Below are 25,748 nucleotides of genomic sequence, written 5' to 3'. Positions count from 1 at the left end.
GAAGGGGGAGGCCGCGCCGGTACGGAGCCGCCGCGCCGGTACGGAGCCGGTACGCCCCCGTTCCGCGCCCCGCCGGGCGGAGCCCTCAGCCCGTCCGGCGCAACACCCGCTCCAGCGCCCCCAGGGCCGACTCCAGCTCCTCCGCGGTGATCGTCAGCGGCGGTGCCAGCCGGATGGTGGAGCCGTGCGTGTCCTTGACCAGGACGCCCTCCGCCAGCAGCCGCTCCCCGATCTCCCGGCCGGTGCCCACCGCCGGGTCCACGTCGACCCCCGCCCACAGCCCGCGCGCGCGGAACCCCACCACGCCCTTGCCGACCAGCCCGGTCAGGCCGTCCCGCAGCACGACGCCCAGCTCGGCCGCCCGCCGCTGGAACTCACCCGTCGCCAGCAGCTCCACCACCGCCGTGCCGACCGCGGCCGCCAGCGGATTGCCCCCGAAGGTCGACCCGTGCTCACCCGGACGCAGGACGCCCAGCACCTCACGCCGCGCGACGACCGCCGACACCGGCACGATGCCGCCGCCCAGCGCCTTGCCGAGCAGCAGCACGTCGGGCACGACGCCCTCGTGCTCCACGGCCAGGGTGCGGCCCGTACGGCCCAGCCCGGACTGGATCTCGTCGGCGACGAACAGGCACCCGGCCCGGCGGGTCAGCTCACGGACGCCCGCGAGGTAGCCGTCGTCGGGGATGACGACGCCCGCCTCCCCCTGGATCGGCTCGATCAGCACCGCCGCGGTCGTCTCGTCGACCGCCGCCTCCATCGCCGCGAGGTCGTTGTACGGCACGATCCGGAAGCCGGGGGTGAACGGCCCGAAACCCCGCCGGGCCGTCTCGTCCGTCGAGAAGCTCACGATCGTCGTCGTACGGCCGTGGAAGTTGTCCGCCGCCACCACGATCGTGGCCCGGTCGGCCGGGACGCCCTTCACCTCGTACGCCCATTTGCGGGCCACCTTGACGCCGCTCTCGACCGCCTCGGCGCCGGTGTTCATCGGCAGCACCATGTCCAGGCCCGTCAGCTCCGCGAGCCGCTCGGCGAACTCGGCGAGCCGGTCGTTGTGGAAGGCGCGGGAGGTGAGGGTGAGGCGGTCCAGCTGGCGGTGCGCCGCCTCGACCAGCGCCGGATGGCGGTGGCCGAAGTTCAGCGCCGAGTAGCCGGCCAGCATGTCGAGGTACCGGCGGCCCTCGACGTCCTCCACCCAGGCGCCCTCGGCGCGCGCCACCACCACCGGCAGCGGGTGGTAGTTGTGGGCCAGGACGGGCTCCTCGGCCCGGATCAGGTCGGCGGAGGTACGCGTACGGGCGGGTGCGGTCATGAGCGGATCTCCTGGGTGCAGCACTTGATGCCGCCGCCGGCCTTCTGGAACTCCGAGAGGTCGACGGGGACGGGGACATAGCCACGATCGGCCAGACGGGCCGCGAGCGCCTCCGCACGCGGCGCGATGAAGACGTGACGGCCGTCGGAGACGGAGTTGAGCCCGAACGCCAGCGCGTCCTCGCGGGTCGCGAGCACCGCGTCCGGGTACAGCCGCGCCAGCACCTCCCGGCTGCCCGGCGAGAACGCCTCCGGGTAGTACGCGATGTTCGCGGTGTCCGAGGCGGCGTCCGCGGGATCGCCGTCCAGCACGAACAGCGCCGTGTCGAGGTGGTAGAAGTGCGGGTCCACCAGCGTCAGGCTGATCACCGGGTGGCCGAAGAACTCCTGCGCCTCGCGGTGCGCCTCCCGGGTCGTACGGAACCCGGTGCCCGCCAGCAGGTACCGCCCCGTCCACACCAGGTCGCCCTCGCCCTCGCAGACGGACTCGGGCCGGTGGACGTCGTAGCCCGCCGCCTTGAACCAGGTGTCGTAGTGCACGGACTCGGGGCGCCGCTGCGGCGCGTGGAAGAGGGAGCCGAAGACGCGGCCGTCCACGACGACCGCCGAGTTCGCGGCGAAGACCATGTCGGGCAGCCCGGGGACCGGCTCCACGGTGTCCACGGTGTGGCCGTGGGCGCGGTAGGCGCGGATCAGGGCCTGCCACTGATCACGGGCGAGGTCGACGTCGACGGGGGTGTCGGGATGCATCCAGGGGTTGATCGCGTACTGCACGGCGAAGTGTCTGGGGTCACAGACCAGGAAGCGCCGGGAGCGCGCCGCACGGCTGACGGTCACAGAGGGGTTCCTCCGCTTTTCCTCCGGCGTCGACGGTGGTGTCGACATGTGGTTGACACCACGGTAGGAAGCGACAGGACGCCCGACAAGGAACGATCACTGCGTGTTCAAGCACGATCGCTGCGTAGTCGGCCCACCGGGCGCACGACCGCTGCGTCAGCCGCCGTCGTCGGGAGCCACCTGGGTGGCGCCGGCCTCCGGACTCTCCGGCAGCAGGTGCGACAGCACCATCACACTGATCGTCTTCCGGATGAACGGCTCGACCCGGATGCGCTCCAGCACCTCCTCGAAGTGCTCCACGTCCCGCGCCCGCACGTGCAGCAGGGCGTCCGCCCCGCCGGTCACGGTCATCGCCGCGGTGATCTCCGGATGGTTGCGCACCACCTCCGCGAGCCGCCGCGGCGGCGCCGCGCCCTCGCAGTACACCTCCACGTACGCCTCCGTCCGCCAGCCCAGCGCCGACGGCCGCACCGTCGCCGTGAACCCGGTGATCACCCCGCTGTCCCGCAACCGGTCCACCCGGCGCTTGACCGCCGTCGCCGACAGCCCGACCGCCGAGCCGATCTCGGCGAAGCTCGTCCTGGCGTTCGCCATCAACGCGGTGAGGATCTTCCGGTCGAGTCCGTCGAACGGCGGCGGTGTGCTGCTCATGTCGGCACTGTATCCAGCGGATACGTCCATGCCCCGGCACGTGTCCAGCCGTGCGGATCGCCCCTACACTCCACGTTCATGCTGCGCGCCCTCGCCGTCGACGACGAACGCCCCTCGCTGGAGGAGCTGCTGTACCTGCTCGCCGCCGATCCCCGGATCGGCAGCGTGGAGGGCGCCGGTGACGCGACCGAGGCACTGCGCCGGATCAACCGCGCCCTGGAGTCCGGCCCCGACGGCCCCGAAGCCGTCGACGTCGTCTTCCTCGACATCCAGATGCCCGGCCTGGACGGCCTCGACCTGGCCCGGCTGCTCACCGGCTTCGCCCGCCCGCCGCTGGTCGTGTTCGTCACCGCCCACGAGGACTTCGCCGTCCAGGCCTTCGACCTCAAGGCCGTCGACTACGTCCTCAAGCCGGTCCGCGCGGAACGCCTCGCCGAGGCCGTACGCCGGGCCGCCGAGCTGCGCGGCACCGCACCCCGCATCCCGGTCCACGAGCCCGACCCCGACCACATACCCGTCGAGCTCGGCGGGGTGACCCGGTTCGTCGCCGTCGACGACATCACCCACGTCGAGGCGCGGGGCGACTACGCCCGGCTGCACACCGACCGCGGCAGCCACCTCGTCCGGATCCCGCTCTCCACCCTGGAGGAGCGCTGGCGGGCCCGCGGCTTCGTCCGCATCCACCGCCGGCACCTCGTCGCCCTGCGCCATGTCGCCGAGCTCCGCCTCGACGCGGGCACCGTGAGCGTCCTGGTCGGCGGCGAGGAGCTCCAGGTCAGCCGCCGGCACGCCCGGGAACTGCGGGACCTGCTGATGAGGAGGCCGTGACGTGCCCCCTCAGGACCCCGCCGAGCGCCGCGTCGTCGTCACCGGCCCGCCCCGGCGCGCCCGGCGCACCTCCGGCCACCACCGCCCGCGCACCGAGATAGAGGAGCAGACCACCCTCGGCCACACCTACGTCCGCTCCCTGATGCGCACCCAGCTGCGCGCCGCGCTCACCGCCTTCGCCGTCCTCGCCCTCCTCGTCGGCCCGCTGCCCCTGCTGTTCGCGGCGATGCCCGACGCCCGCCGCCTGGAGTGGGCGGTCCTCGGCTTCGGCCTCTACACCCCGCTCGTCCTCCTCGCCCGCTGGTACGTCCGCCGTGCCGAACGCAACGAACGCGACCTGGTCCGCCTGGTGGAGGACCGGTGAACTCGGCCTTCGCCGTCCCCGCCGTCGCCCTCGTCGTCGTGGTGACCGTCCTGGTCGGCGCCTTCGGCCTGCGGATCTCCCGCACGACCTCCGACTTCTACGTCGCCTCCCGCACCGTGGGCCCCCGCCTCAACGCCGCCGCCATCAGCGGCGAGTACCTGTCCGCCGCGTCCTTCCTGGGCATCGCCGGCCTGGTCCTCGTCCAGGGCCCGGACATGCTCTGGTACCCGGTCGGCTACACCGCCGGATACCTGGTGCTGCTGCTGTTCGTCGCCGCCCCGCTGCGCCGCTCCGGCGCCTACACCCTCCCCGACTTCGCCGAGGCCCGCCTCGCCTCCCAGGCGGTACGACGGCTCGCGGGCGCCTTCGTCGTGGGCGTCGGCTGGCTCTACCTGCTGCCGCAGCTCCAGGGCGCCGGGCTGACGCTGACCGTCCTCACCGGGGCCCCCGACACCCTCGGCGGTCTGATCGTGGCCGTCGTCGTCACCGCGACCGTCGCCGCGGGCGGCATGCGCAGCATCACCTTCGTCCAGGCCTTCCAGTACTGGCTCAAGCTGACCGCGCTCCTCGTCCCGGCCCTCTTCCTGGTCCTCGCCTGGCAGGGCGACGGCGCGCCCCGGCACGTCTTCGAGGAACCGCCCGCATTCCGCGACCAGCGCTCCGTCCGGGTCGACGACCGGCTCGACCTCAGGCTGGACCGGCCCCTGACCGTGACCGTGGACGGCACCGTCGACGGCCGCCGGCACCACGGCGCCGAACTCCGCCTCCCGGCCGGCACCCACCGCATCGACCAGGGCACCCGCCTCACCTTCCCGCGCGGCACCGCCGTCCCCACCGCCGACCGCGGCGGCAACGGCGGCCTGTCCACCTCCCTCGCCGCCGGCCGCGAGGAACGCCCCCTGTACGCCACGTACGGGCTGATCCTCGCGACCTTCCTCGGCACCATGGGCCTGCCCCACGTCGTCGTCCGCTTCTACACCAGCCCGCACGGCGTCGCCGCCCGCCGCACCACCGTCGCCGTCCTCGCCCTCATCGGCGGCTTCTACCTCCTCCCGCCCCTCTACGGCGCCCTGGGCCGCATCTACGCCCCCGAACTCGCCCTCACCGGCGACGCCGACGCCGCCGTGCTGCTCCTGCCGGACCGGGTGATCGGCGGCGTCGGCGGCGACCTGCTCGGCGCGCTGGTCGCCGGGGGCGCCTTCGCCGCGTTCCTGTCCACCGCGTCGGGGCTGACCATGGCCGTGGCGGGCGTGCTCACCCAGGACGTGCTGCCGTCGCGCGGCGTGCGCCACTTCCGGCTCGGCACCGGCCTCGCCATGGCCGTCCCGCTGGGGGCGAGCCTGCTGGTGGGCGGGCTGCCGGTGGCGGACGCGGTGGGGCTGGCCTTCGCGGTCTCCGCGTCCTCGTTCTGTCCGCTGCTCGTCCTCGGCATCTGGTGGCGGCGGCTCACCCCGCCCGGCGCGGCCTGCGGGATGCTGGTGGGCGGCGGTTCGGCGTTCGTCGCGGTCGCCGCGACCATGGCCGGACTGCCCGTGACGGGAACCGCGCACGCCCTGCTCGCCTGGCCCGCCCTGTGGTCCGTCCCGCTGGGCTTCCTCACCATGGTCCTGGTGTCCCTGGCCACCGCGGGCCGGGTCCCGCCCGGCACGGCGGCGGTCCTGGCCCGCTTCCACCTCCCCGAGGAGCTGCGGGCGGCGGAGGTGAAGGCGTGAGCGGCTTCCTGGCGGGCCTGTGCATCGCGATCCTGCCGTTCCTCGCCGCCGGGTTCTGGCTCGGCCGGCGCACCGCCCGCCCCGAGACCCTGGGCGGCCTCGGCACCCCCGTCGAGCACGCCACCTTCCAGACCCTGCACACCGCCTCGCTCGCCGCACCCCCGCTGCGGGCCGGCCTGACGGAGGAGACGGCCCGCAAGTCGGCCCGCCGGCTGCGCACCCTCCTCGGCACGGACGCCCTCTGCCTGGCCGACCGCCGGCAGGTGCTGGTCTGGGACGGCGTGGGCGCCCACCACCGCGCCGAGATCACGGCCCGGCTGGCCGGCCCGCTCGACACCGGCCGCGGCGAGGCCTTCCCGCTGGCCTGCGACACCCCCGACTGCCCCGTCCGCTGGGCCGTCGTCGCCCCGCTCACCGTCGACGACCGGGTGCACGGCGCCCTCGTCGCCTGCGCGCCCCGCGAGTCCGCCGTCCTCGTCCGGGCCGCCGGGGAGGTCGCCCGCTGGGTCAGCGTCCAGCTGGAGCTGGCCGACCTCGACCAGTCCCGCACCCGCCTCATCGAGGCCGAGCTCAAGGCGCTGCGCGCCCAGATCTCACCGCACTTCGTGTTCAACTCGCTCGCGGTGATCGCGTCGTTCGTCCGCACCGACCCCGAGCACGCCCGGGAGCTGCTGCTGGAGTTCGCCGACTTCACCCGCTACTCGTTCCGGCGGCACGGCGACTTCACCACCCTCGCCGACGAGCTGCACGCCATCGACCACTACCTGGCGCTGGTCCGCGCGCGCTTCGGCGACCGCCTCTCCGTCACCCTCCAGATCGCCCCCGAGGTCCTCCCGGTCGCCCTGCCGTTCCTGTGCCTCCAGCCCCTGGTGGAGAACGCCGTCAAGCACGGCCTGGAGGGCAAGACCGACAAGTGCCACATCCAGATCACCGCCCAGGACGCCGGCGCCGAAGCGCTCGTCGTGATCGAGGACGACGGCGCGGGCATGGACCCGGTCCTGCTGCGCCGCATCCTGGCCGGCGAGGTGAGCCCCTCCGGCGGGATCGGCCTGTCCAACGTCGACGACCGGCTCCGCCAGGTGTACGGCGACGACCACGGCCTGGTCATCGAGACCGCGCCCGGGGCCGGGATGAAGGTCACCGCCCGGTTGCCGAAGTACCGGCCGGGGGTGCACCCGGCGGCCCGGCCCGGGCCCGGCTGAACACCGTCCGCCGCTCGGGATCGTCCGCCGCCCCGGGACCGTCCGCCGCTCGGGACCGTCCGCCGCCGGGGCCGTCCACCATCCGGACGGCCCGGTCCGCCCCGCCCCGGGCCGGCCTCAGGGCGTCCGCGTCACCACCAGCGCGAGCGTGATCAGTCCGAGCACGACCCAGCCGAACCACAGCCAGCCGTTGCTGCCGAGCGCCACCGTGTAGGCGGTCACCACCACGAGCCCGCCGAGGGTGATCACCCCCATGGTCTTCGTGGAGCCGTCCGTCGTACCGGGCATCGCGACACCCTCCTCCGGCACACCCTCCGCAGGGCGCGTCCCCCTCCATGGTGCCCTGGTTCCGCCGTTCGGCGCAGGCCCGTCAGTCCTGGCGGGCGCTCAGCGAGGCCAGATAGGCGTTGTACGCCTCGAGCTCCTTGTCGCCGTCCCGGTCGGCGGCCCGGTCCTTGCGCTTGGCCTGCCGCTGCTCCGACCCGTACCACTGGAAGAGCAGGGCGATGAGGACCAGCACGGACGGGACCTCGCTGAACGCCCAGGCGATGCCGCCCGCCGCGTTCTGGTCGGAGAGGGCGTCGATGCCGAGGGAGGCCGGCGGGTTCGCGAACGACGTGACCATCGGCGTCGACGCCATCATCAGCGCGATGCCGAAGAACGCGTGGAACGGCATGCCGGCGAACAGCTCCAGCATCCGCATCAGGTAGCCCGGCCGGTTGGGCCCCGGGTCGACACCCATGATCGGCCAGAAGAACACCACACCGACCGCGAGGAAGTGCACCATCATCGCCAGGTGCCCCGCCCTGGAGCCCATCAGGAAGTCGAAGAGCGGCGTGAAGTACAGCGCGTACAGGCTCGCGATGAACAGCGGGATCGTGAAGGCGAAGTGCGTGATCACCCGCAGGTACCGGCTGTGCAGCAGCATCAGCAGCAGCTCCCGCGGCCCCTTGCGCCCCCGGCCCGCCGTCGGCAGCGCGCGCAGCGCCAGGGTGACGGGCGCGCCGAGCAGGATCAGGATCGGCGACAGCATGCTGATCACCATGTGCTGCACCATGTGCACGCTGAACATGACCATGCCGTAGTCGTTCAGCCGGGTGCACATCACCAGCGCCACGGTCAGCACGCCCACGACGTACGCCACCGTCCGCGACACCGGCCACGCGTCCCCGCGCCGCCGCAACCGGACGACCCCCCACGCGTACAGGCCGAGCCCCAGCAGGCAGGCGACGAGGAAGAAGGGGTCCGCCGACCACTGAAGACCCCGCCCCAGCGTGAACGGCGGCAGATCCATGGTCATGCCGTGCCCGCTGTGATCCATGTTCGACGGCTCCTGATTCGTGGGGGGATGTACGTTTCCGGCCGCCCCCAAGAGTAGAGAGGCCCCCGGCGACCTGTGTCACCGGGGGCCGGAGGAACTCGTCGTACGGCTACAGAACGGTCTCCGCCTCCGCGTACCGCTCGACCGGCACGGTCTTGAGCGTCTCGACCGCCTCCGCCAGCGACACCATCACGATGTCCGTGCCGCGCAGCGCCGTCATCATCCCGAACTCGCCCCGGTGCACCGCCTCCACCGCGTGCCACCCGAACCGGGTGGCCAGCACCCGGTCGTACGCGGTGGGCGTACCGCCCCGCTGCACGTGCCCGAGGATCACGGGACGGGCCTCCTTGCCGAGCCGGGACTCCAGCTCGAGGGAGAGCTGCCGTGCGATGCCGGCGAACCGCTCGTGCCCGTAGATGTCCTTGCCGCCCTCGTCGAAGGCCATGGTCCCAGGCTTCGGCTTGGCCCCCTCCGCCGCGACGACGATCGCGAACCGCTTGCCCGCCTCGAACCGCTCGCCCACGCGCGCGGCGAGCTCCTCGATGTCGAAGGGCCGTTCGGGCACGACGATGGCGTGGGCGCCGGCCGCCATGCCCGAGTGCAGCGCTATCCAGCCGGTGTGGCGGCCCATGACCTCCACGACGAGGACCCGCTGGTGGGACTCGGCGGTGGTCTTCAGCCGGTCGAGGGCCTCCGTCGCCACGCCCACGGCCGTGTCGAAGCCGAAGGTGACGTCGGTGACCGCGATGTCGTTGTCGATGGTCTTCGGCACGCCCACCACGGGCAGGCCGCTGTCCGACATCAGACGGGCCGCCTTGAGCGTGCCCTCGCCGCCGATCGGGATGATGGCGTCGAGGCCGAGCTCCGCGACGTGGCCGCGGGCCCGCTCCACGCCGTCCCGCAGGTGCGAGGGCTGCACGCGGGAGGAGCCGAGGATCGTGCCGCCGCGGGCGAGGATGCCGCCCACCGCGTCGAGGTCGAGCTTGAGGTAGTCGCACTCCAGGAGGCCCTTCCAGCCGTCCCGGAAACCGATGACCTCGTCGCCGTGGTCGGCGACGGCACGGTGCACGACGGACCGGATGACGGCGTTCAGGCCGGGGCAGTCGCCGCCGGACGTGAGGACACCAATGCGCATAGCCCGATACAACCTTCTTCGCAGGGGCCGGGTCCGGACCGCGTCGTCCGGCTCGATCCCCGCCACCCTAGCGGCAGGAGGGGGCGGGGCCGAAGAACACGTCCGCCTGCTGGACGGACCTGCTCACCTGTGCGGATACACGGTCAGACGGGCTGCTGACGGTGGACCGACCATCGGGAGAACAGCTGGTCGGACGGGCCGCCGCGGCACGCGGTCACGCCGGCTGCTGCGCCGCCGCGATGCGCTCGTTGCGCAGCGCCTCGTACCAGTGGTCGTCGATCGGCGGGAGCGCGTTCACGTCGAGCGCCAGCTTCAGCAGCAGGTCCGCGATGAGCGGGTTGCGGGCGAGCACCGGGCCGTGCATGTACGTGCCGAACACGGTGTCGTTGTAGGCGCCCTCGGTGCCGTCGCCGGTGCCGTTGCCCTTGCCGATCTGGGTCCGGGCGAAGGGACGGGCGGTGGGGCCGAGGTGGGTGACGCCCTGGTGGTTCTCGAAGCCGGTCAGCGGCGGCAGGCCCAGGCGCGGGTCGATGTCGGCGAGGACGTCGCCGACGCACCGCTCGCCCTGGCCGCGCACCGTGGTGACGTCGAGCAGGCCGAGGCCCGGCTCGCGCTGCCCGAGGTCGTTGACGAACTCGTGGCCCAGGATCTGGTAGCCGGCGCAGACCGCGAACACGATCGCGCCGTTGTTCACCGCCTGGTACAGGTGCCCGTCGCGGCGCAGCCGCTCGGCCGCGAGCCGCTGCGGCCGGTCCTCGCCGCCGCCGATGAGGTAGATGTCGCCGGAGGTGGGGATCGGCTGGTCGCTGCGGACGTCGAGACGCGCCACGTCGAGGCCGCGCTGCCGCGCGCGGCGCTCCACGACCAGGGCGTTGCCCTGGTCGCCGTAGGTGCTGAGCAGGTCCGGGTAGACCCAGACGATGCGCAGTTGGTTGTCGCTCATCACGTGAGGGTTCCTCGTCTCAGTTGCCGACGCGGCGGCGCAGGTCCTGGAAGGCGGTGTAGTTCGCGATGACCTCGATCCGGCCGGGCGGCGCCAGCTGCACCGCCTGGTCGACGCTGTCGCACACCTGGAAGTGCTGGCCCGCGACCTCCAGGCGCACCGCGAGGTCCAGCTTGCGGTCGCCGATGACGAAGATCGGGTGGCCGGTGAGGCGGGTGTAGTCGACGTCCCACAGCCAGGAGGTGTCGGTGCCGTCGGCACCGCGCGCGTTCACCGACAGGATGACCGGGGTGGGCGGCGGATCGATCAGGCTGAACGTCTCGAGCCAGCCCGCGGGGTTCTTCGCCAGCAGCAGCCGCAGGTCGCGCTCCATGAACTGGACGACGTCGTAGCGTCCGGCGACGGCCTGCACCTGGTACATGCGCTCCAGGGCCACCTGCGGCGGCACGCCGAAGACGGCGGCCACGGCGGCCGAGGAGGCGGCGTTGGCCTTGTTGGCGCGGCCCGGCAGCTGGAGGTGGATGGGCCAGGCGGAGCCGTGCGGGTCGAGGACGTGGTCGCCGGAGAGCACCCAGCTCGGGGTCGGCCGGCGGAAGCCGCACTCGCCGCAGAACCAGTCGTCCCCGGGGCGCTGCATCACACCGCCGCAGGAGGGGCAGGACCAGGCGTCGTCCTTCCACATCTGCCCCGCGGCGACCCAGACCACGTTGGGGGAGGAGGACGCGGCCCACACGACCAGCGGGTCGTCGGCGTTCGCCACGACGACGGCCTTGGAGCCGGCCAGCCCCTCGCGCCAGTTCTCCGCGAGCATCCGGGTCTCGGCGGCGCGGTCGAGCTGGTCGCGGGAGAGGTTGAGCAGCGCGATGCACTTGGGCGCGGTGTCCCGGGCCACGCCCGCGAGGTACTTCTCGTCGACCTCGATCACGCCGAACTTGGCGTCCGAGCCGCCCGCCAGCGCCGAGGTGATGCCCGCGGGCATGTTGGCGCCGAGCGCGTTGGACACGACCGGGCCCGCGGCCCGCAGCGCCTCCGCGATCAGCCGGGTGGTGGTGGTCTTGCCGTTGGTCGCCGAGACCAGGATCACGTCCAGGTTCTGTGCGAGCCGGGCGAGGAGGTCGGGGTCGAGTTTCAGCGCCACCCGGCCGCCGATCACCGAACCGCTGCCGCGCCCCGCGGCGCGTGATGCCGCCGCGACCGCCTTGCCCGCGGTCACGGCCAGCTTGGCCCGTGGCGTGAGCGGGTCCGAGTTGCCTGCCATCAGTTCTCGATCCTCCTTGCGTACGCGCCGCGCCTGAAGCCTGACGGCAACGTGGTGGGTGGTCAGCCTATCGAGATCCATTCGCACTCCCGAATCCCGGCACCGGCCGACCCCGCGCGCGGCATGCCCGTGTCAGAAAGGACCGTACCCTTGCCGCCATGCGAAACGGCTCCATCCCGGGCGCCCACGGGCGGGTCCGGCCCCTCACGCTCCTCGGCGACCCCGTCCTGCGGGAACCCTGCCGCGAGGTCACCGGCTTCGGCCCGGAGCTCGCCCGCCTGGTCGAGGACATGTTCGCCACGATGTACGCGGCCCAGGGCGTCGGCCTCGCCGCGAACCAGGCGGGGGAGTCCCTGCGGGTGTTCGTCTACGACTGCCCCGACGACGAGGACGTCCGCCACCTGGGACATGTGGTGAACCCGCGCCTGGTGGAGGCCGACGGGGTGGTGGTCCGGGGCCCGGAGGGCTGTCTGTCCCTGCCGGGCCTGGAGGCGGGGACGGAACGGTACGACCACGCGGTGGTCGAGGGGGTCACGGTGACGGGGGAGCCGGTGACGGTCCACGGCACGGGCTTCTTCGCCCGCTGCCTCCAGCATGAGTTCGATCACCTGGAGGGCCGCGTCTACGCGGACCACCTGACCGGCTGGCGCCGGCGCAGGCTGCTGCGGCAGGCGGCACGGGCCTCCTGGCACGGGGGCGGCGGACTGGCTTAGGGGCGGCGAACCGGCTCAGGGGCGGCGGACTGACACGGGGGCGGCGGACCGGCTCAGGTGCCGGCGGACCGGCTCAGGGACGGCGGACCGGCTCAGGGACGGCGGACTGGCTCAGGGACGGCGGACTGGCTCAGGTGCCGGCGCACCGGCTCAGGGCCCGTCGTCGCCTCCCCGTCCGTCCCGCGCGGCGGGGGCACCGTCAGAACCCCGGACCTCCGACCCGGTCCCCGGCGGCCGCGAGCCGTCCCCACAGCAGGTCCGCCAGGCTCCGCACCAGCTCGGCCCGGGAGCAGGGCCGCTCGCCCAGCCACCAGTCGCCGGCCGCGTGCATCATCCCGACGATGCCGTGCCCCCACACCCGGGCGAGCTGCTGGCTCCCGGGCCCGAGGTCCAGCCGGTCCCCGATGACCTGGGCCAGCTCCTCGCCCATCCGCCGCAGCAGCGGGGCCGAGTGCTTGCCGACGTCGAAGCCCTGGTCGCCGGGCGACCCCTCCGCCGGATGCATCAGGAACCGGTACACCTGGGGGCGGGCCTCGATCGCCGCGAGGTAGGTGTCCAGCGTGGCCTCGACCCGCTCCCGCCGCTCGGCCGGGGCGTCCAGCGCCGCCCGCAGGGAGTCCAGCAGCGCGTCCGTGTGCCGGGTGGCGAGGGCGGCGTACAGGCCGCCCTTGTCCCCGAAGTGCCGGTACAGGATCGGCTTGGTGATGCCGGCCTCGGCGGCGATGGCGTTCATCGAGGCCTGGGGGCCGTCCCGGAGCACCACTCTGTCCGCGGCCTCCAGCAGCTCGCGCCGTCGGCGGTCGGCGGACCGCTGCTGCTCGGTCCGCTGCGTGGTGTCCATGTGCTCTCCCCACCTGTGCTGATTCGGTGACGCCTGCGCAAACTAACACCTGACAACAGCCTGACATCGAACGGGTCTGCCGAGGTGTCATCAGCGGTTGACTTTTCCTACCGACGGGTAACAGACTTCGGTTACCGCTAGTAACAAGCACTGCCCGCCGCTGGAGGGGACATGGCCGAGTTCACCATGGAGCTCAACGACGAACAGAAGGAGGTACGGGACTGGCTGCACGGCTTCGCCGCCGACGTCATCCGGCCCGCGGCCGCCGAATGGGACGAGCGTGAGGAGACTCCCTGGCCGGTCATCCAGGAGGCCGCCAAGGTCGGCATCTACTCCCTCGACTTCTACGCCCAGCAGTACTTCGACCCGACCGGCCTCGGCATCCCGATGGCCATGGAGGAACTCTTCTGGGGCGACGCCGGCATCGCCCTGTCCATCGTCGGCACCGGCCTCGCCGCCGTGGGCGTCCTCGCCAACGGCACCGAGGAGCAGATCGGCACCTGGATCCCCCAGATGTACGGCGACGCCAGCGACGTCAAGGTCGCCGCCTTCTGCTCCTCCGAGCCCGACGCCGGCTCCGACGTCGCCTCCCTGCGCACCCGGGCCGTGTACGACGAGGCCAAGGACGAGTGGGTGATCAACGGCACCAAGACGTGGGCGACCAACGGCGGCATCGCCAACGTCCACGTGGTCGTCGCGGTCGTCGACCCGGAGCTCGGCTCCAAGGGCCACGCGTCCTTCATCGTCCCGCCCGGCACGCCCGGCCTGTCCCAGGGCCAGAAGTTCAAGAAGCACGGCATCCGCGCCTCGCACACCGCCGAGGTCGTCCTCGACCAGGTGCGCGTCCCCGGCTCCTGCCTGCTCGGCGGCAAGGAGAAGCTGGACCAGCGCCTCGCGCGGGCCCGTGAGCGGGCCAAGTCCGGTGAGCGGGTGAAGAACGCGGCGATGGCCACGTTCGAGGCCTCACGGCCGGCGGTCGGCGCGATGGCCGTCGGTACGGCCCGCGCCGCCTACGAGGTCGCCCTCGACTACGCCAGGACCCGCGAGCAGTTCGGCCGCCCGATCATCGACAACCAGGGCGTCGCCTTCCAGCTCGCCGACATGCGGACCTCCATCGACGCGGCCCGGCTGCTCGTCTGGCGCGCCTCCTGGATGGCGATCAACGGCAAGCCGTTCACCGCGGCCGAGGGCTCCATGTCCAAGCTGTTCGCGAGCGAGACGGCCAAGAAGGTGACGGCGCAGGCCGTCCAGATCCTCGGCGGCAACGGCTACACCCGGGAGTACCCGGTGGAGCGCATGCACCGCGACAGCGCGATCTACACCATCTTCGAGGGGACGAGCGAGATCCAGCGGCTCGTCATCGCCCGGACCCTGTCCGGGATGCCGATCCGCTGACGCGGCGGGGTGGCGCTGCGCGATGCGGTCCGCGGCTCGTCCGTGGCCGATCGCGCAGTTCCCCGCGCCCCTGGGCGGGTGCAGCAGGAGGCGTCTTCGAGGCGGACGGCGGAACAGCGGGCCTCAGGGGCGCGGGGCTGTGCCGACGTGCGGCTCCGCCGCGTGGGCGCGACCAGCCACAACCGGTCCGCACCCGGCAACGCATCCGCACCCCCTACGGAGTGCTCCCGCTGCTGTGCGCGATGCACGCCACATCGATGCGATCCGCCAGCTTCGCCAGCTCGATGGTCAGCGCGGCGACGGTGTCCTCGTCCAGCCCCTCCGCGCCCGCCTCGACGAGATGCAGCCACCGGCCGCCCAGCGTCCGCAGCAGCTTGCTCACGTCGGCCGCGGACACCTGGAGGGTCCCGCGGTCGTCGACGATCAGCGGCAGAGTCACTTCGCGGTTCACACCCGGGATCGTAGCCGCGCGACGGTCACGCACCGTGCCAAACCGTGGTGATGTTGCAGAACTCGCGGATTCCGTGCCCGGACAGCTCACGCCCGTAACCCGACCGCTTGACCCCGCCGAACGGGAGGGCCGGGTGGGACGCCGTCATGCCGTTGACGTACACCCCGCCCGCCTCCAGATCCCGGACGAAACGGTCGACCTCGGCCTCGTCGCGCGTCCAGACGTTGGAGCTCAGGCCGAACGGGCTGTCGTTGGCGATGAGGACCGCCTCGTCCAGGTCGGCGGCCCGGTACACCGTCGCGACCGGCCCGAACGCCTCCTCGCGGTGGATCCGCATCTCACGGGTGACGCCGGCCAGGACGGTCGGCGGGTAGTACCAGCCGGGCCCCTCCGGGCGTTCCCCGCCGCACAGCACGCCGGCGCCGCCGCGCCGCGCGTCGTCCACCAGCTCCTCCAGGTCGGCGCGCCCCCGCTCGCTCGCCAGCGGGCCGACCTCCGTGTCCTCCTCCAGCGGGTCCCCGACCTTCAGCGCCTTCATCCCTTCGGTGAAGCGCTCGGTGAAGCGGTCGTACACGTCCGTGTGGACGACGAACCGCTTGGCGGCGATGCACGACTGCCCGTTGTTCTGCACCCGCGCCGTCACCGCGACCTCGGCGGCCCGGTCGACGTCCGCGGACGGCATCACGACGAACGGGTCGCTGCCGCCCAGCTCCAGCACCGTCTTCTTGACCATCTCGCCGGCGGTGGAGGCGACCGCGCGTCCGGCCGGCTCGCTGCCGGTCAGGGTGGCGGCCTTGACCCGCTCGTCGCGCAGGATCTCGTCGACCGCGCCGGAGCCGATCAGCAGGGTCTGGAAGCAGCCCTCCGTGAAGCCCGCCCGGTGGAACAGGTCCTCCAGGTAGAGGGCGGTCTGCGGGACGTTCGAGGCGTGCTTGAGCAGACCCACGTTGCCGGCCATCAGCGCGGGCGCGGCGAAGCGGACCACCTGCCACAGCGGGAAGTTCCACGGCATCACCGCCAGGACCGGGCCCAGCGGCCGGTAGCGGACCAGGGCGCGGGAGGCGCCGGAGTCCTTCACGTCGGCCTCGGCCGGCTCCTCGTCGGCGAGCAGCGCCTCCGCGTGCCCGGCGTACCAGCGCATCGCCCGCGCGCACTTCGCGGCCTCGGCGCGCGCCTGCTTGACCGGCTTGCCCATCTCGGTGGTCATCACCCGGGCGATTTCCGGCGCGTCCTCGTCGAGGAGGCCGGCGGCCCGCTCCATCAGCCGGGCCCGCTCGGCCAACGCCGACGTGCGGTACGTGCGGAACGTGGCCTGCGCGAGCTGGAGCCGGCGTTCGAGCTCCTCTTCGCCCATGGCCTCGTACGTCTTGAGCGTCTCGCCGTTCGCCGGGTTCACCGTCGCGATGGGCATGACCGACCTCCTGGAAACCGACTGTGCTTCGACCTTCGCGCGGCGCGCCGGGCCCCGCAACGCGTGCGCTCTCAGCCCGAGTGCTCCGCCAGCCGGTCCAGAAACGCGGACTGGGCCCTCACGATCACCTCGCGCGCCCGCTCCAGCCCGAACCAGGCGACCCGGTCCAGCTCGGGGAACTCCCGCGTCCGCCCGGACCGCGGCGGCCACTCCATGACGAACGTGCCGGGTTCGACCGCCGCCGGATCGAGGTCCGCCTCGACCGCCCAGGCCGTGACGATCTTGCCGTTCGTCTGCCGGACCTCACCGAGCCCGACCGCCTCCCCGTCGGGCGGCGCGACGCCCAGTTCCTCCCGGAACTCCCGGCGGGCGGCCTCCCAGGCGGGCTCGTCGGGCTCGTACTCGCCCTTGGGCACGGTCCACGCCCCGGCCTCCCGGCGCGCCCAGAACGGGCCGCCCATGTGCCCCAGCAGCACCTCTACGCCGGCGTCGGTGCGCCGGAACAGCAGCAGGCCCGCGCTGCGCCGCGCCGTCACGGACGCACCTCGGGGTGCGCGGCGAGCAGGGTCTCGACGGTGTCGGCCTCCTCGGGCCGCTTGTCCTCGCGGTAGCGCAGCACACGGGCGAAGCGCAGGGTGACGCCGGCCGGGTAGCGGGTGGAGCGCTGGAGGCCGTCGTAGGCGATCTCCACGACGAGGGCGGGGCGTACGGTCAGCCCCCAGCCGTGCTCCTGGACGGCCAGCTCCTTCAGGTGCCCGGTCTGCCAGGTGAGCATCGCGTCCGTCATGCCCTTGAAGGTCTTGCCGAGCATGGCGAAGCCGCCGTCGGCGGTGCGGGCGCCCAGATGCAGGTTGGAGAGCTTGCCGGTGCGCCGTCCGTGGCCCCACTCGGCGGCCAGGACGACCAGGTCCAGGGTGTGCACGGGCTTGACCTTCAGCCAGGACGCGCCGCGCCGGCCGGCGCTGTAGGGCGCGTCGAGGGCCTTGACGACGACGCCCTCGTGACCGCGCCGCAGGGTCTCCTCCAGGAACTCCTCGGCCGTCGCCGTGTCCCGCGGGCCGGACACGACCGTGCGCCGCACCCGCATCGGCTCGGGCACCAGCCGGGCCAGCTCCGCGTGGCGTTCGGTGAACGGCAGGTCGAGCAGGTCCCGGCCGTCCACGGACAGCGCGTCGAAGAAGACGGGGGAGACGGGGACCTCCCGGGCGGCCGTCTCCACGTCCACGCGGGAGCCGACGCGGCCCGCGGTCTCCTGGAAGGAGCGCGGCCGGCCGGCGCCGTCGAGGGCGATGACCTCGCCGTCCAGGATGAACCGCTCCCCGCGCAGCTCCCGTGCCGCCGCGGTCAGTTCGGGCAGGCGGTCGGTGATGTCGTCGAGGGTGCGGGTGTGGACCCGCACGCTGTCGCCGTCGCGGTGGACCTGGACGCGGATGCCGTCCAGCTTCTCCTCGACCGCGCAGGCGCCGAGCTTGCCGACCGCCTCGGTCACCGAGGACGCCGAGTGGGCCAGCATCGGCAGGACCGGGCGGCCCACCGTCAGCCGGAACCGCTCCAGGGCCGCCGGACCGTCCGTGAGCAGCGCCTGCGCCACCGTCTGCAACGAGCCCGCCAGCATCACCGCCCGCCGCACCTCGGGCGGGGGCGCCCCGGTGGCCCGCGCCAGCCCCTCCACCGCGACCGCGTCCAGCGCGCCCTGCCGGACCTCGCCGGTGAGCAGCCCGAGCAGGAAGCGCTGCTCCCGCTCGGTGGCCGCGCCCATCAGCTGCCCGACCAGCCGGACCCGTTCGGCCTGCGCACCGGGTCCGGCGACCGTGCCGAGCTCACCGAGCCGGGCGTCCACCTCGCGCACGGTCAGGGTCGGTTCGCCGGCCGGGGCGACCGGGCGGCCCAGCACCTTCCAGCCGACGCCCAGCCGCCCCTGGGGAAGCCGTCCGGCCAGATAGGGGATGACGATCGGCACGTCCTCGGCCTCCGCGTCCCGGAACAGCTCGGCGAGCAGAGCGATCTTGCGGGAGCGCGCCGAGGCGGCGGCGACCTCCCGGGACACATCGGCGAGCCGGGTCAGCAGCATGCAGCCATGGTGCACCGATGGTGTCCCCGCTACACCCGCAGCGCGGGGGCGGGTACGGCGGGGACGGCACTCGCAGCGCCGGTGCGGCCGGGTTCCGGCTGCACTCGCGGCGTCCGGGTGGCGGCGTCGCCGCCGCACCTGCGGCGCCGGTGTGGCCGCGTTCCCGCTGCTCCCGCGGCGTCCGGGTGGCGGCGTCGCCGCTGCACCTGAGGTGCCGGGGCGGGTGTGGTGGAGGCTCCGCCCGCAGCGTTGGGGCGGGGACGGCACCTGCGGCGCCGGTGTGGCCGCGTTCCCGCTGCTCCCGCGGCGCCCGGGTGGCCGCGTCCCCGCCGCCCCCGCAGTGCCGGACCGGGCGCGGCAGCGGCTCCGCCCGCAGCGTCGGTGCGGCTGCGTCCCCCCTGCACCCGCAGCGCGGGCGCGGGCACGGCGGGGACGGCACTCGCAGCGTCGGGGCGCCCGCGTCGCCGCTGCCCCCGCGGCGCCGGGGCGGGTGTGGCGGCGGCTCCGCCCGCGGCGCCGGGGCGGGGACGGCACCCGCAGCGCCGGTGCGGCTGCGTCCCCCCTGCCTCGCGGCGTCCGGGCGGCCGCGTCCCCGCCGCCCCCGCAGCGTCGGGGCGGCGCGTCCCCCTGCACCCGCAGCGCGGGCGCGGGCACGGCGGGGACGGCACTCGCAGCGTCGGGGCGCCCGCGTCGTCGCTGCTTCCGCGGCGCCGGGGCGGGGACGGCACCCGCAGCGCCGGTGCGGCCGCGTCCCCCCTGCCCCGCGGCGTCGGGGCGCCCGCGTCGTCGCTGCTTCCGCGGCGCCGGGGCGGGGACGGCACCCGCAGCGCCGGTGCGGCCGCGTCCCCCTGTCCCGCGGCGTCCGGGCGGCCGCGTCCCCGCCGCCCCCGCGGCGCCGGACGGGGCGCGGCGCCGGCTCCGCCCGCTGCGCCGCCGCGGGGCGCGGCCGTGACTACACCCGCAGCGCTGCCGCGGCCCGGTCCAGGTCCGCCATCAGCAGCTCCCCGTTGATCGCGGCGCCGGCCCGGTAGCCGCGGCTCGCGGCGTTCACCACCTGTTCGGCGAAGCCGGAGGCGTTGCCCACCGCCCACAGGCCCGGCACGGTCGTCAGGCCCCGGGCGTCGACCACCGGGTAGGTGCCGAAGGGGGTCTCGGTCGTCTCGGCGCCCAGCCGTCGCAGCAGGTCGGTCCGCGGGACGGCCCGGGGCGCGACGAACAGGATCTCCCGCGCGTGGACGCCGCCGTCGGTGAGCCGGACGCCCGTGAGCCGGTCGTCGTCCACGACCAGCCCGGCCACCTCGCCCGGCACCACCCGCACGCCGGCCGCGGCCAGCCGGCGCAGGTCCTCGCCGGACAGCTCCCGCTCGGCGACCGTGTGCAGGAACAACGTCACGTCCTTCGACCACTGGGTCACCATCAGCGCCTGGTGGACGCTCAGCGGGCTCGTCGCGAGCACCCCGAACGCCTGGTCGCGCACCTCCCAGCCGTGGCAGTACGGGCAGTGCAGCACATCCCTGCCGAAGCGGGCGGCGACGCCCTCGACCGGGGGCAGTTCGTCCTTCAGGCCGGTGGCGACGACGAGGGCGCGTGCGCGCACCGTCCGTCCTCCCCCGGAGGGGGTGCCCCCGGCGAGCCGCACGGCGAAGTCCTCGCCCCGTTCGGCGTCCACCGCCCGGTCCCGGACCAGTTCCACGCCGTACCGGGCGATCTCCTCACGGCCGGCCGCCAGGAACTCGGCGGGCGGCATCCCGTCCCGGGACAGGTAGCCGTGCATGTGGGCGGCGGGCGCGTTGCGCGGCTCGCCCGCGTCCACGACCAGCGTCCGGCGCCGGGCCCGGCCCAGGACCAGGGCGGCGGACAGGCCCGCCGCGCCACCGCCGATCACGATCACTTCGTATTCCTCGGTCATGAGTGACCACCTCCACGGGCACGGTCGCCCGGTCACTGCCGTGTTGACAAACCCATTTGCCGAAACTGCAATGGACTCATGAGTGACGACGGTGTGGAAGAGGTGCTCGCGGACGTCGGCCCGCGGCTGCGGCGGATCCGCAAGGAGCGGGGCGCGACGCTGGGCGGACTGTCCGAGGCGACCGGCATCTCGGTGAGCACGCTCTCCCGGCTGGAGTCGGGCCTGCGCAAGCCCAGCCTGGAGCTGCTGCTGCCGATCGCCCGGGCCCACGAGGTGGCACTGGACGAACTCGTGGGTGCGCCGTCGGTGCGTGACCCCCGGGTGCGGGCCCGGCCGATCGTGCGGCACGGGCGCACGTACTGGCCGCTGACCCGCCAGCCCGGCGGCCTCCAGGCCTTCAAGGTGCTGGTCCCGCCGCGCACGGACGAGCCGGAGCCGCGCACCCACGAGGGGTACGAGTGGCTGTACGTGCTGTCCGGGCGGCTGCGGCTGGTCCTCGGCGATCACGACCTCGTGCTGACCGCGGGGGAGGCCGTCGAGTTCGACACCCGGGTGCCGCACTGGTTCGGGTCGACGGGGGAGGGGCCGGCGGAGTTCCTGAGCCTGTTCGGACCGCAGGGGGAGCGCATGCACGTGCGGGCGCGCCCCAAGCGGTCGTGAGGAGCGTCACGGGTTCCCCCATGGCAAGCGACCGCTTAGTATGCACCTCGACCCGGTCGGAGAGCCGGTCGGACGCAGCAGTCCCCTGGAGGCCCCGCATGCAGGCATGGCAGGTGCACGAGAACGGCGAGCCGAGCGAGGTGATGCGGCTCCGGCAGGTCGAGCGGCCCGTCCCCGGCGACGGCCAGGTCCTGCTCCGGGTGCGCGCCGCGAACGTCAACTTCCCGGACGCGCTGATGTGCCGGGGCCACTACCAGGTGCGGCCGCCGCTGCCGTTCACCCCCGGCGTGGAGATCTGCGGCGAGACCGAGGACGGCCGACGGGTCCTCGCCACCCCCGCGCTGCCGTACGGCGGATTCGCCGAGTACGCCGTCGCGGACGCCGCCGCCGTGCTGCCCGCCCCCGACGCGCTGGACGACGCCGAGGCCGCCGCGCTGCACATCGGCTACCAGACGGGCTGGTTCGCCCTGCACCGCCGGGCCGGCCTCGAAGCGGGCGAGACGCTGCTCGTCCACGCCGCCGCCGGAGGCGTCGGCAGCGCCGCCGTCCAGCTCGGCAAGGCGGCCGGCGCCACCGTGATCGGCGTCGTCGGCGGCGCCGGCAAGGCGGCCGTCGCCCGGGAGCTGGGCTGCGACGTGGTGGTCGACCGGCGGAGCGAGGACGTCGTCGCCGCCGTGAAGGAGGCCACCGGCGGGCGCGGCGCCGACGTGATCTACGACCCGGTCGGCGGCCAGGCCTACGCCCAGTCGGCCAAGACCGTCGCCTTCGAGGGCCGGATCGTCGTCGTGGGCTTCGCGAGCGGCACCATCCCGAACCCCGCGCTGAACCACGCCCTGATCAAGAACTACTCGATCCTCGGCCTGCACTGGGGCCTGTACAACACCAAGAAGCCCGAGCTGGTCCGGCACTGCCACGAGCGGCTCACCGAACTGGCCGCCAAGGGCGCGGTCAAGCCGCTGGTCAGCGAGCGGGTGCCGCTGGAGGAGGCCGCCGCCGCCGTCCAGCGGGTCGCCGACGGCACCACCACCGGCCGGGTCGCCGTCGTCCCGGGGAACGGAGCCGCCGTATGACCGACGCAGCCGAACTCGAGCGCCGCACCCGGGAGTTCCTGGCCGCGTACCCGCCGGCCGGCACCGACCGCCTCGCCTTCCTGCGGGCCCGCTTCGACGCCGGGCTGGCGTGGGTGCACTTCCCGGAGGGCCTCGGCGGACTCGGCGCCCCACGGTCCCTCCAGGCCGTGGTGGACACCGCGCTGGAGGCCGCGGGCGCCCCCGACAACGACCCCCGGCGCATCGGCATCGGCCTGGGGATGGCCGCGCCCACGATCCTCGCCTACGGCACCGAGGAGCAGAAACGGCGGTTCCTGCGGCCCCTGTGGACCGGCGAGGAGGTGTGGTGCCAGCTGTTCAGCGAGCCCGGCGCCGGATCCGACCTGGCCGCGCTCGGCACCCGTGCCGTCCGTGAGGGCGACACATGGGTGGTCGACGGGCAGAAGGTGTGGACGTCCAGCGCCCACCTCGCCCGCTGGGCCATCCTCATCGCCCGCACCGACCCGGACGTGCCCAAGCACCGGGGCATCACGTACTTCGTCTGCGACATGACCGACCCCGGCGTCGAGGTCCGGCCGCTGCGCCAGATCACCGGCGAGGCCGAGTTCAACGAGGTCTTCCTCACCGGCGTCCGCCTCCCCGACTCCCACCGCCTCGGCGAGGTCGGCGACGGCTGGCGGGTCGCGCAGACCACGCTGAACAACGAACGCGTCGCCATCGGCGGCATGCGGCTGCCCCGCGAGGGCGGCATGATCGGCCCGGTCTCCAGGACCTGGCGCGAACGCCCCGGCCTGCGCACGCACGACCTGCACCAGCGGCTGCTCACCCTGTGGGTGGAGGCCGAGGTCGCCCGCCTCACCGGCGAGCGGCTGCGCCAGCAGCTCGTCGCCGGCCAGCCCGGCCCCGAGGGCGCCGGCATGAAACTCGCCTTCGCCCGCCTCAACCAGGAGATCAGCGGCCTGGAGGTCGAACTCCTCGGCGAGGAGGGCCTGCTGTACGACGACTGGACCATGCGCCGCCCGGAACACGTCGACTTCACCGGACGTGAGGCCGGCTACCGCTACCTGCGGTCCAAGGGCAACAGCATCGAGGGCGGGACCAGCGAGGTCCTGCTGAACATCGTCGCCGAGCGCGTCCTGGGCCTGCCCGCCGAGCCGCGCACCGACAAGGACGTCGCCTGGAAGGACCTGGCCCGATGAGCGCACAGCCCGACCTGCTGTACTCGGAGGAGGAACAGGCCCTCCGCGCCGCCGTCCGGGGCCTGCTCGCCGACCACTGCGACGCTCCGGGTGTGATCGCCCGGACCGAGTCGGACGCCCCGCACGACGTGGCGCTGTGGAAGGCGCTCGCCGGGGGGATGGGCCTCGCGGGCCTGCTCGTCCCCGAGGAGCTGGACGGTCAGGGCGCCACCCACCGCGAGGCCGCCGTCGTCCTGGAGGAGCTCGGGCGCGCGGTGGCTCCCGTGCCGTACCTGACGAGCGCCGTCGTCGCCACCGAGGCGCTGCTGGAGTGCGGGGCCGACGACCTGCTCACCGAGCTGGCGTCCGCCACGGCGATCGGGGCGCTCGCGGTCGGGCTGCACACCGCCCCCGGCGCCGGCTTCCCCGCCGTACGGCTCGAAGGCGGCCGTCTGCACGGTGAGCTGACCGGCATCGCGGACGCCGCGGTCGCCGACGTGCTGCTCGTGCCCGCGGACGACGGCGGTCTCTACGCGGTCGCCGCCTCCGAGGCCACCGTCACCGCGCGGACGGCCCTGGACCTGACCCGGCCGGTGGCCACCGTGACCCTCGCCGGGGCGTCCGGCCGCCGCCTCGGTGACGCCGCACCCGCCGTCCACCGCGCTCTGCGGGCCGCCGCCGGGCTGCTCGCCTCCGAGCAACTCGGCGTCGCGGAATGGGCGTTGACGGAGACCGTGCGCTACCTGAAGGAGCGCACGCAGTTCAACCGGCCCGTCGGCGGCTTCCAGGCGCTCAAGCACCGGCTCGCCCGGCTGTGGCTGGAGACCGTCAGCCTCCGGGCCGCCGCCCGGGCCGCGGCCGACGCGCTCACCACCGGCGAGGACGCCGACGTGGCCGTCGCCGTCGCCCAGGCCTACGCGGCACCCGTCGCCGTCCGCGCCGCCGAGGAGGCCCTGCAACTGCACGGCGGCATCGGCATGACGTGGGAGCACCCCGTCCACCTCTACCTGAAGCGGGCCAAGGCCGAAGCGATCGCGTACGGCACGGCCGGCGCCCACCGGGAGGCCCTGGCCGAACTGGTCGACCTCCGCGCCCCCTGACGGCCGACGGCCGGCGCACCGGGAAGGCCCGTCCCACCCGGGGCGGGCCTTCCCGCCGTCCGCCGCCGCGCGTGCCCGGTGAACGACCGGCGGCGGTCCGGCCAACTCCTGTCGTGCACAGGCCCATTGGGGTCCCTGGCGCGTGATACTCCCTGAGGTCCCGTACGGCATCCCAGGGAGGCAGGAGCCATGCCCCTCACCACCCGTCGCAGAGCCCTCAGCACCCTCGGCGCCGCCCTCGCCGGAGCGGTCGCCCTGCCCGCCGGCCAGGCGCTGGCGGCCGGACGCACGCCGCCCGTCCGCCCGTTGTGGCGCGCCCACGCCCACAACGACTACGAGCACCCGCGCCCCCTCCTGGACGCCCTCGACCACCGCTTCGGCAGCGTCGAGGCCGACATCTTCCTCGTCGACGGCCAACTCCTGGTCGCCCACGACGCCGTCGACCTCGACCCGGCGCGCACCCTGGAGTCCCTCTACCTCGCCCCGCTCGCCGCCCGCGTACGCGCCCACCACGGCTCGGTGTACCGCGGCGCGCGCACCCCGCTGCAACTGCTGATCGACATCAAGACCGAGGGCGCGTCCACGTACCTCGAACTCGACCGCCAACTGAACCGCTACCGGCACCTGTTCACCACGTACGCCCACGACCGGGTGCGCCGCGGGCCGGTCACCGCCGTCGTCTCGGGCGACCGCGCGGCCCGCACGCCGCTGGCGGCGCAGACCGTGCGCCGCGCCTTCTACGACGGCCGCCTCACCGACCTCGGCAGCACCGAGGCCTCCTTCGCCGCGCTGATCAGCGACAACTGGACCTCGCACTTCACCTGGCAGGGCGTCGGGACCTTCCCCGACGCGGAACGGCTCAAGCTGCGCGCGATCGTCGGCGCGGCCCACGAGCGCGGGCAGCGGGTGCGGTTCTGGGCCACCCCGGACGTGCCCGGACCCGCCCGGGACGCGCTCTGGGGCGAACTGCTCGCCGCCGGCGTCGACCACCTCAACACCGACGACCTGGCCGGCCTGGAGGCGTTCCTCGACGCCCACGGGACGGACTAGGGCGCTTCCGGCGTAAGCGCCCCAGCCGTACCGGCTCGCAGAGGTGTTCGACCCGGCCGACACCACTCGTTCGGAGCACGGCCCCGTCGCACGGACGAACCCCCCGCTACGCCACACTTGCGGCCGAATGCCTCGAAAGCGGGCGTCGCGGAGGAGGTTGGCGTGGTCGTTTCCCTTTCCATGGTGCTGTTGCTGTTCGCCCTGGCTGTGATCTTCACGCGCAACGGCGGACTGAAGGTCTCCCACGCGCTGGTCTGTCTGCTGCTCGGGTTCCTCCTGGCCGGCACGAGCATGGCGCCCACCATCCACAGCGGCCTCACGGCGACCGCCGACATCGTCAGCAGCCTGCGTCCGTGAG

General features: G+C 74.0%; 26 protein-coding genes. 12 read left to right on the top strand and 14 right to left on the bottom strand.

From position 1 onward, the window contains the following. Nucleotides 1–85: 85 nt before the first annotated feature. The 3 genes from rocD to ACFYWQ_RS16815 all read right to left on the bottom strand — a co-directional run bounded on the left by rocD (nt 86) and on the right by ACFYWQ_RS16815 (nt 2,799). Entirely contained in the window at nt 86–1,312 is a 1,227-nt protein-coding gene (gene rocD, locus ACFYWQ_RS16825; protein WP_389517095.1) for an ornithine--oxo-acid transaminase, read from the bottom strand. Next, nucleotides 1,309–2,196: a dimethylargininase gene (ddaH, locus tag ACFYWQ_RS16820; protein WP_389517093.1), complete on the bottom strand. Its 888-nt coding sequence runs from the start codon at nt 2,194–2,196 to the stop codon at nt 1,309–1,311. The genes rocD and ddaH overlap by 4 nt, the downstream gene beginning before the upstream one ends. A gap of 108 nt (nt 2,197–2,304) precedes the next feature. Continuing rightward, nucleotides 2,305–2,799, bottom strand: a complete 495-nt coding sequence (locus ACFYWQ_RS16815; RefSeq protein ID WP_385074656.1) for an Lrp/AsnC family transcriptional regulator — start codon at nt 2,797–2,799, stop codon at nt 2,305–2,307. Nucleotides 2,800–2,877: 78 nt separating this feature from the next. On the opposite strand from ACFYWQ_RS16815, the gene ACFYWQ_RS16810 reads away from it, so the two are divergent. Genes ACFYWQ_RS16810 through ACFYWQ_RS16795 form a run of 4 tightly spaced genes read left to right on the top strand, consistent with a single transcriptional unit; the run spans nt 2,878 to nt 6,905 of the window. Next, nucleotides 2,878–3,627, top strand: coding sequence for a LytR/AlgR family response regulator transcription factor (locus ACFYWQ_RS16810; RefSeq protein ID WP_385074659.1), 750 nt, complete (start codon nt 2,878–2,880; stop codon nt 3,625–3,627). Between the two features lies 1 nt (nt 3,628). After that, entirely contained in the window at nt 3,629–3,991 is a 363-nt protein-coding gene (locus tag ACFYWQ_RS16805; RefSeq protein ID WP_389517090.1) for a hypothetical protein, read from the top strand. Next, the gene (locus ACFYWQ_RS16800) at nt 3,988–5,703 is read left to right on the top strand and encodes a cation acetate symporter (RefSeq protein ID WP_389517088.1); all 1,716 of its coding nucleotides are present in this window, start codon (nt 3,988–3,990) and stop codon (nt 5,701–5,703) included. Before ACFYWQ_RS16805 ends, ACFYWQ_RS16800 begins: the two co-directional genes overlap by 4 nt. Beyond that, nucleotides 5,700–6,905, top strand: a complete 1,206-nt coding sequence (locus ACFYWQ_RS16795; protein WP_389517086.1) for a sensor histidine kinase — start codon at nt 5,700–5,702, stop codon at nt 6,903–6,905. Before ACFYWQ_RS16800 ends, ACFYWQ_RS16795 begins: the two co-directional genes overlap by 4 nt. Before the next feature lie 117 nt (nt 6,906–7,022). Here ACFYWQ_RS16795 and ACFYWQ_RS16790 read toward each other — a convergent pair whose 3' ends face one another. The 5 genes from ACFYWQ_RS16790 to ACFYWQ_RS16770 form a co-directional block, all read right to left on the bottom strand. Further along, nucleotides 7,023–7,193: a hypothetical protein gene (locus ACFYWQ_RS16790; protein ID WP_385074669.1), complete on the bottom strand. Its 171-nt coding sequence runs from the start codon at nt 7,191–7,193 to the stop codon at nt 7,023–7,025. A gap of 82 nt (nt 7,194–7,275) precedes the next feature. After that, nucleotides 7,276–8,226 (bottom strand): cytochrome c oxidase assembly protein, encoded by a 951-nt coding sequence (locus tag ACFYWQ_RS16785; RefSeq protein ID WP_389517084.1) that lies wholly within the window; start codon nt 8,224–8,226, stop codon nt 7,276–7,278. A 109-nt stretch (nt 8,227–8,335) separates the two neighbouring features. Further along, entirely contained in the window at nt 8,336–9,361 is a 1,026-nt protein-coding gene (locus ACFYWQ_RS16780; RefSeq protein ID WP_389517082.1) for a 6-phosphofructokinase, read from the bottom strand. Nucleotides 9,362–9,575: 214 nt separating this feature from the next. After that, nucleotides 9,576–10,304 (bottom strand): type 1 glutamine amidotransferase, encoded by a 729-nt coding sequence (locus tag ACFYWQ_RS16775; protein ID WP_389517080.1) that lies wholly within the window; start codon nt 10,302–10,304, stop codon nt 9,576–9,578. Nucleotides 10,305–10,323: 19 nt separating this feature from the next. After that, nucleotides 10,324–11,562, bottom strand: a complete 1,239-nt coding sequence (locus tag ACFYWQ_RS16770) for a MurT ligase domain-containing protein (RefSeq protein ID WP_389517078.1) — start codon at nt 11,560–11,562, stop codon at nt 10,324–10,326. A 158-nt stretch (nt 11,563–11,720) separates the two neighbouring features. Between ACFYWQ_RS16770 and def the strand changes: the two genes are divergently transcribed. Next, complete coding sequence (def, locus tag ACFYWQ_RS16765; RefSeq protein ID WP_389517076.1) at nt 11,721–12,275, top strand: peptide deformylase; 555 nt, start codon at nt 11,721–11,723, stop codon at nt 12,273–12,275. A gap of 199 nt (nt 12,276–12,474) precedes the next feature. Here def and ACFYWQ_RS16760 read toward each other — a convergent pair whose 3' ends face one another. After that, entirely contained in the window at nt 12,475–13,116 is a 642-nt protein-coding gene (locus ACFYWQ_RS16760; protein ID WP_389517074.1) for a TetR family transcriptional regulator, read from the bottom strand. Nucleotides 13,117–13,287: 171 nt separating this feature from the next. Here ACFYWQ_RS16760 and ACFYWQ_RS16755 point away from each other — a divergent pair, with 171 nt between their 5' ends. After that, nucleotides 13,288–14,511, top strand: a complete 1,224-nt coding sequence (locus tag ACFYWQ_RS16755; protein ID WP_389517072.1) for an acyl-CoA dehydrogenase family protein — start codon at nt 13,288–13,290, stop codon at nt 14,509–14,511. A 214-nt stretch (nt 14,512–14,725) separates the two neighbouring features. On the opposite strand, the gene ACFYWQ_RS16750 is transcribed toward ACFYWQ_RS16755, so the two are convergent. From ACFYWQ_RS16750 to ACFYWQ_RS16730, 5 genes are all read right to left on the bottom strand, one after another. Beyond that, the gene (locus ACFYWQ_RS16750) at nt 14,726–14,962 is read right to left on the bottom strand and encodes a DUF6213 family protein (protein WP_358794725.1); all 237 of its coding nucleotides are present in this window, start codon (nt 14,960–14,962) and stop codon (nt 14,726–14,728) included. A 25-nt stretch (nt 14,963–14,987) separates the two neighbouring features. Next, nucleotides 14,988–16,373 carry an NADP-dependent succinic semialdehyde dehydrogenase gene (locus tag ACFYWQ_RS16745; RefSeq protein ID WP_389517070.1) on the bottom strand — a complete coding sequence of 462 codons (1,386 nt, stop codon included), beginning with the start codon at nt 16,371–16,373 and terminating at the stop codon, nt 14,988–14,990. Nucleotides 16,374–16,444: 71 nt separating this feature from the next. After that, nucleotides 16,445–16,909, bottom strand: a complete 465-nt coding sequence (locus tag ACFYWQ_RS16740; protein WP_389517068.1) for an NUDIX domain-containing protein — start codon at nt 16,907–16,909, stop codon at nt 16,445–16,447. Continuing rightward, nucleotides 16,906–18,444 carry an ATP-dependent DNA ligase gene (locus ACFYWQ_RS16735; protein WP_389517066.1) on the bottom strand — a complete coding sequence of 513 codons (1,539 nt, stop codon included), beginning with the start codon at nt 18,442–18,444 and terminating at the stop codon, nt 16,906–16,908. The genes ACFYWQ_RS16740 and ACFYWQ_RS16735 overlap by 4 nt, the downstream gene beginning before the upstream one ends. Before the next feature lie 952 nt (nt 18,445–19,396). Continuing rightward, nucleotides 19,397–20,353, bottom strand: a complete 957-nt coding sequence (locus ACFYWQ_RS16730; protein ID WP_389517064.1) for an NAD(P)/FAD-dependent oxidoreductase — start codon at nt 20,351–20,353, stop codon at nt 19,397–19,399. Between the two features lie 78 nt (nt 20,354–20,431). On the opposite strand from ACFYWQ_RS16730, the gene ACFYWQ_RS16725 reads away from it, so the two are divergent. The 6 genes from ACFYWQ_RS16725 (at nt 20,432) to ACFYWQ_RS16700 (ending at nt 25,747) form a co-directional block, all read left to right on the top strand. Beyond that, nucleotides 20,432–21,013, top strand: coding sequence for a helix-turn-helix domain-containing protein (locus ACFYWQ_RS16725; RefSeq protein WP_389517062.1), 582 nt, complete (start codon nt 20,432–20,434; stop codon nt 21,011–21,013). Between the two features lie 98 nt (nt 21,014–21,111). After that, nucleotides 21,112–22,083 (top strand): NADPH:quinone oxidoreductase family protein, encoded by a 972-nt coding sequence (locus ACFYWQ_RS16720; protein ID WP_389517060.1) that lies wholly within the window; start codon nt 21,112–21,114, stop codon nt 22,081–22,083. Further along, nucleotides 22,080–23,261 carry an acyl-CoA dehydrogenase family protein gene (locus tag ACFYWQ_RS16715; protein WP_389517058.1) on the top strand — a complete coding sequence of 394 codons (1,182 nt, stop codon included), beginning with the start codon at nt 22,080–22,082 and terminating at the stop codon, nt 23,259–23,261. Before ACFYWQ_RS16720 ends, ACFYWQ_RS16715 begins: the two co-directional genes overlap by 4 nt. Continuing rightward, nucleotides 23,258–24,340, top strand: a complete 1,083-nt coding sequence (locus ACFYWQ_RS16710) for an acyl-CoA dehydrogenase family protein (RefSeq protein WP_389517056.1) — start codon at nt 23,258–23,260, stop codon at nt 24,338–24,340. The genes ACFYWQ_RS16715 and ACFYWQ_RS16710 overlap by 4 nt, the downstream gene beginning before the upstream one ends. Before the next feature lie 189 nt (nt 24,341–24,529). Further along, nucleotides 24,530–25,390, top strand: a complete 861-nt coding sequence (locus ACFYWQ_RS16705; RefSeq protein ID WP_389517054.1) for a phosphatidylinositol-specific phospholipase C/glycerophosphodiester phosphodiesterase family protein — start codon at nt 24,530–24,532, stop codon at nt 25,388–25,390. Nucleotides 25,391–25,552: 162 nt separating this feature from the next. After that, the gene (locus ACFYWQ_RS16700) at nt 25,553–25,747 is read left to right on the top strand and encodes a hypothetical protein (protein WP_389517469.1); all 195 of its coding nucleotides are present in this window, start codon (nt 25,553–25,555) and stop codon (nt 25,745–25,747) included. The last annotated feature ends 1 nt before the right edge of the window (nt 25,748 follow it).

Source organism: Streptomyces sp. NPDC003247 (assembly GCF_042888135.1).
Lineage (GTDB): Bacteria > Actinomycetota > Actinomycetes > Streptomycetales > Streptomycetaceae > Streptomyces.
This window is presented reverse-complemented; position numbering and strand designations above follow the sequence as displayed.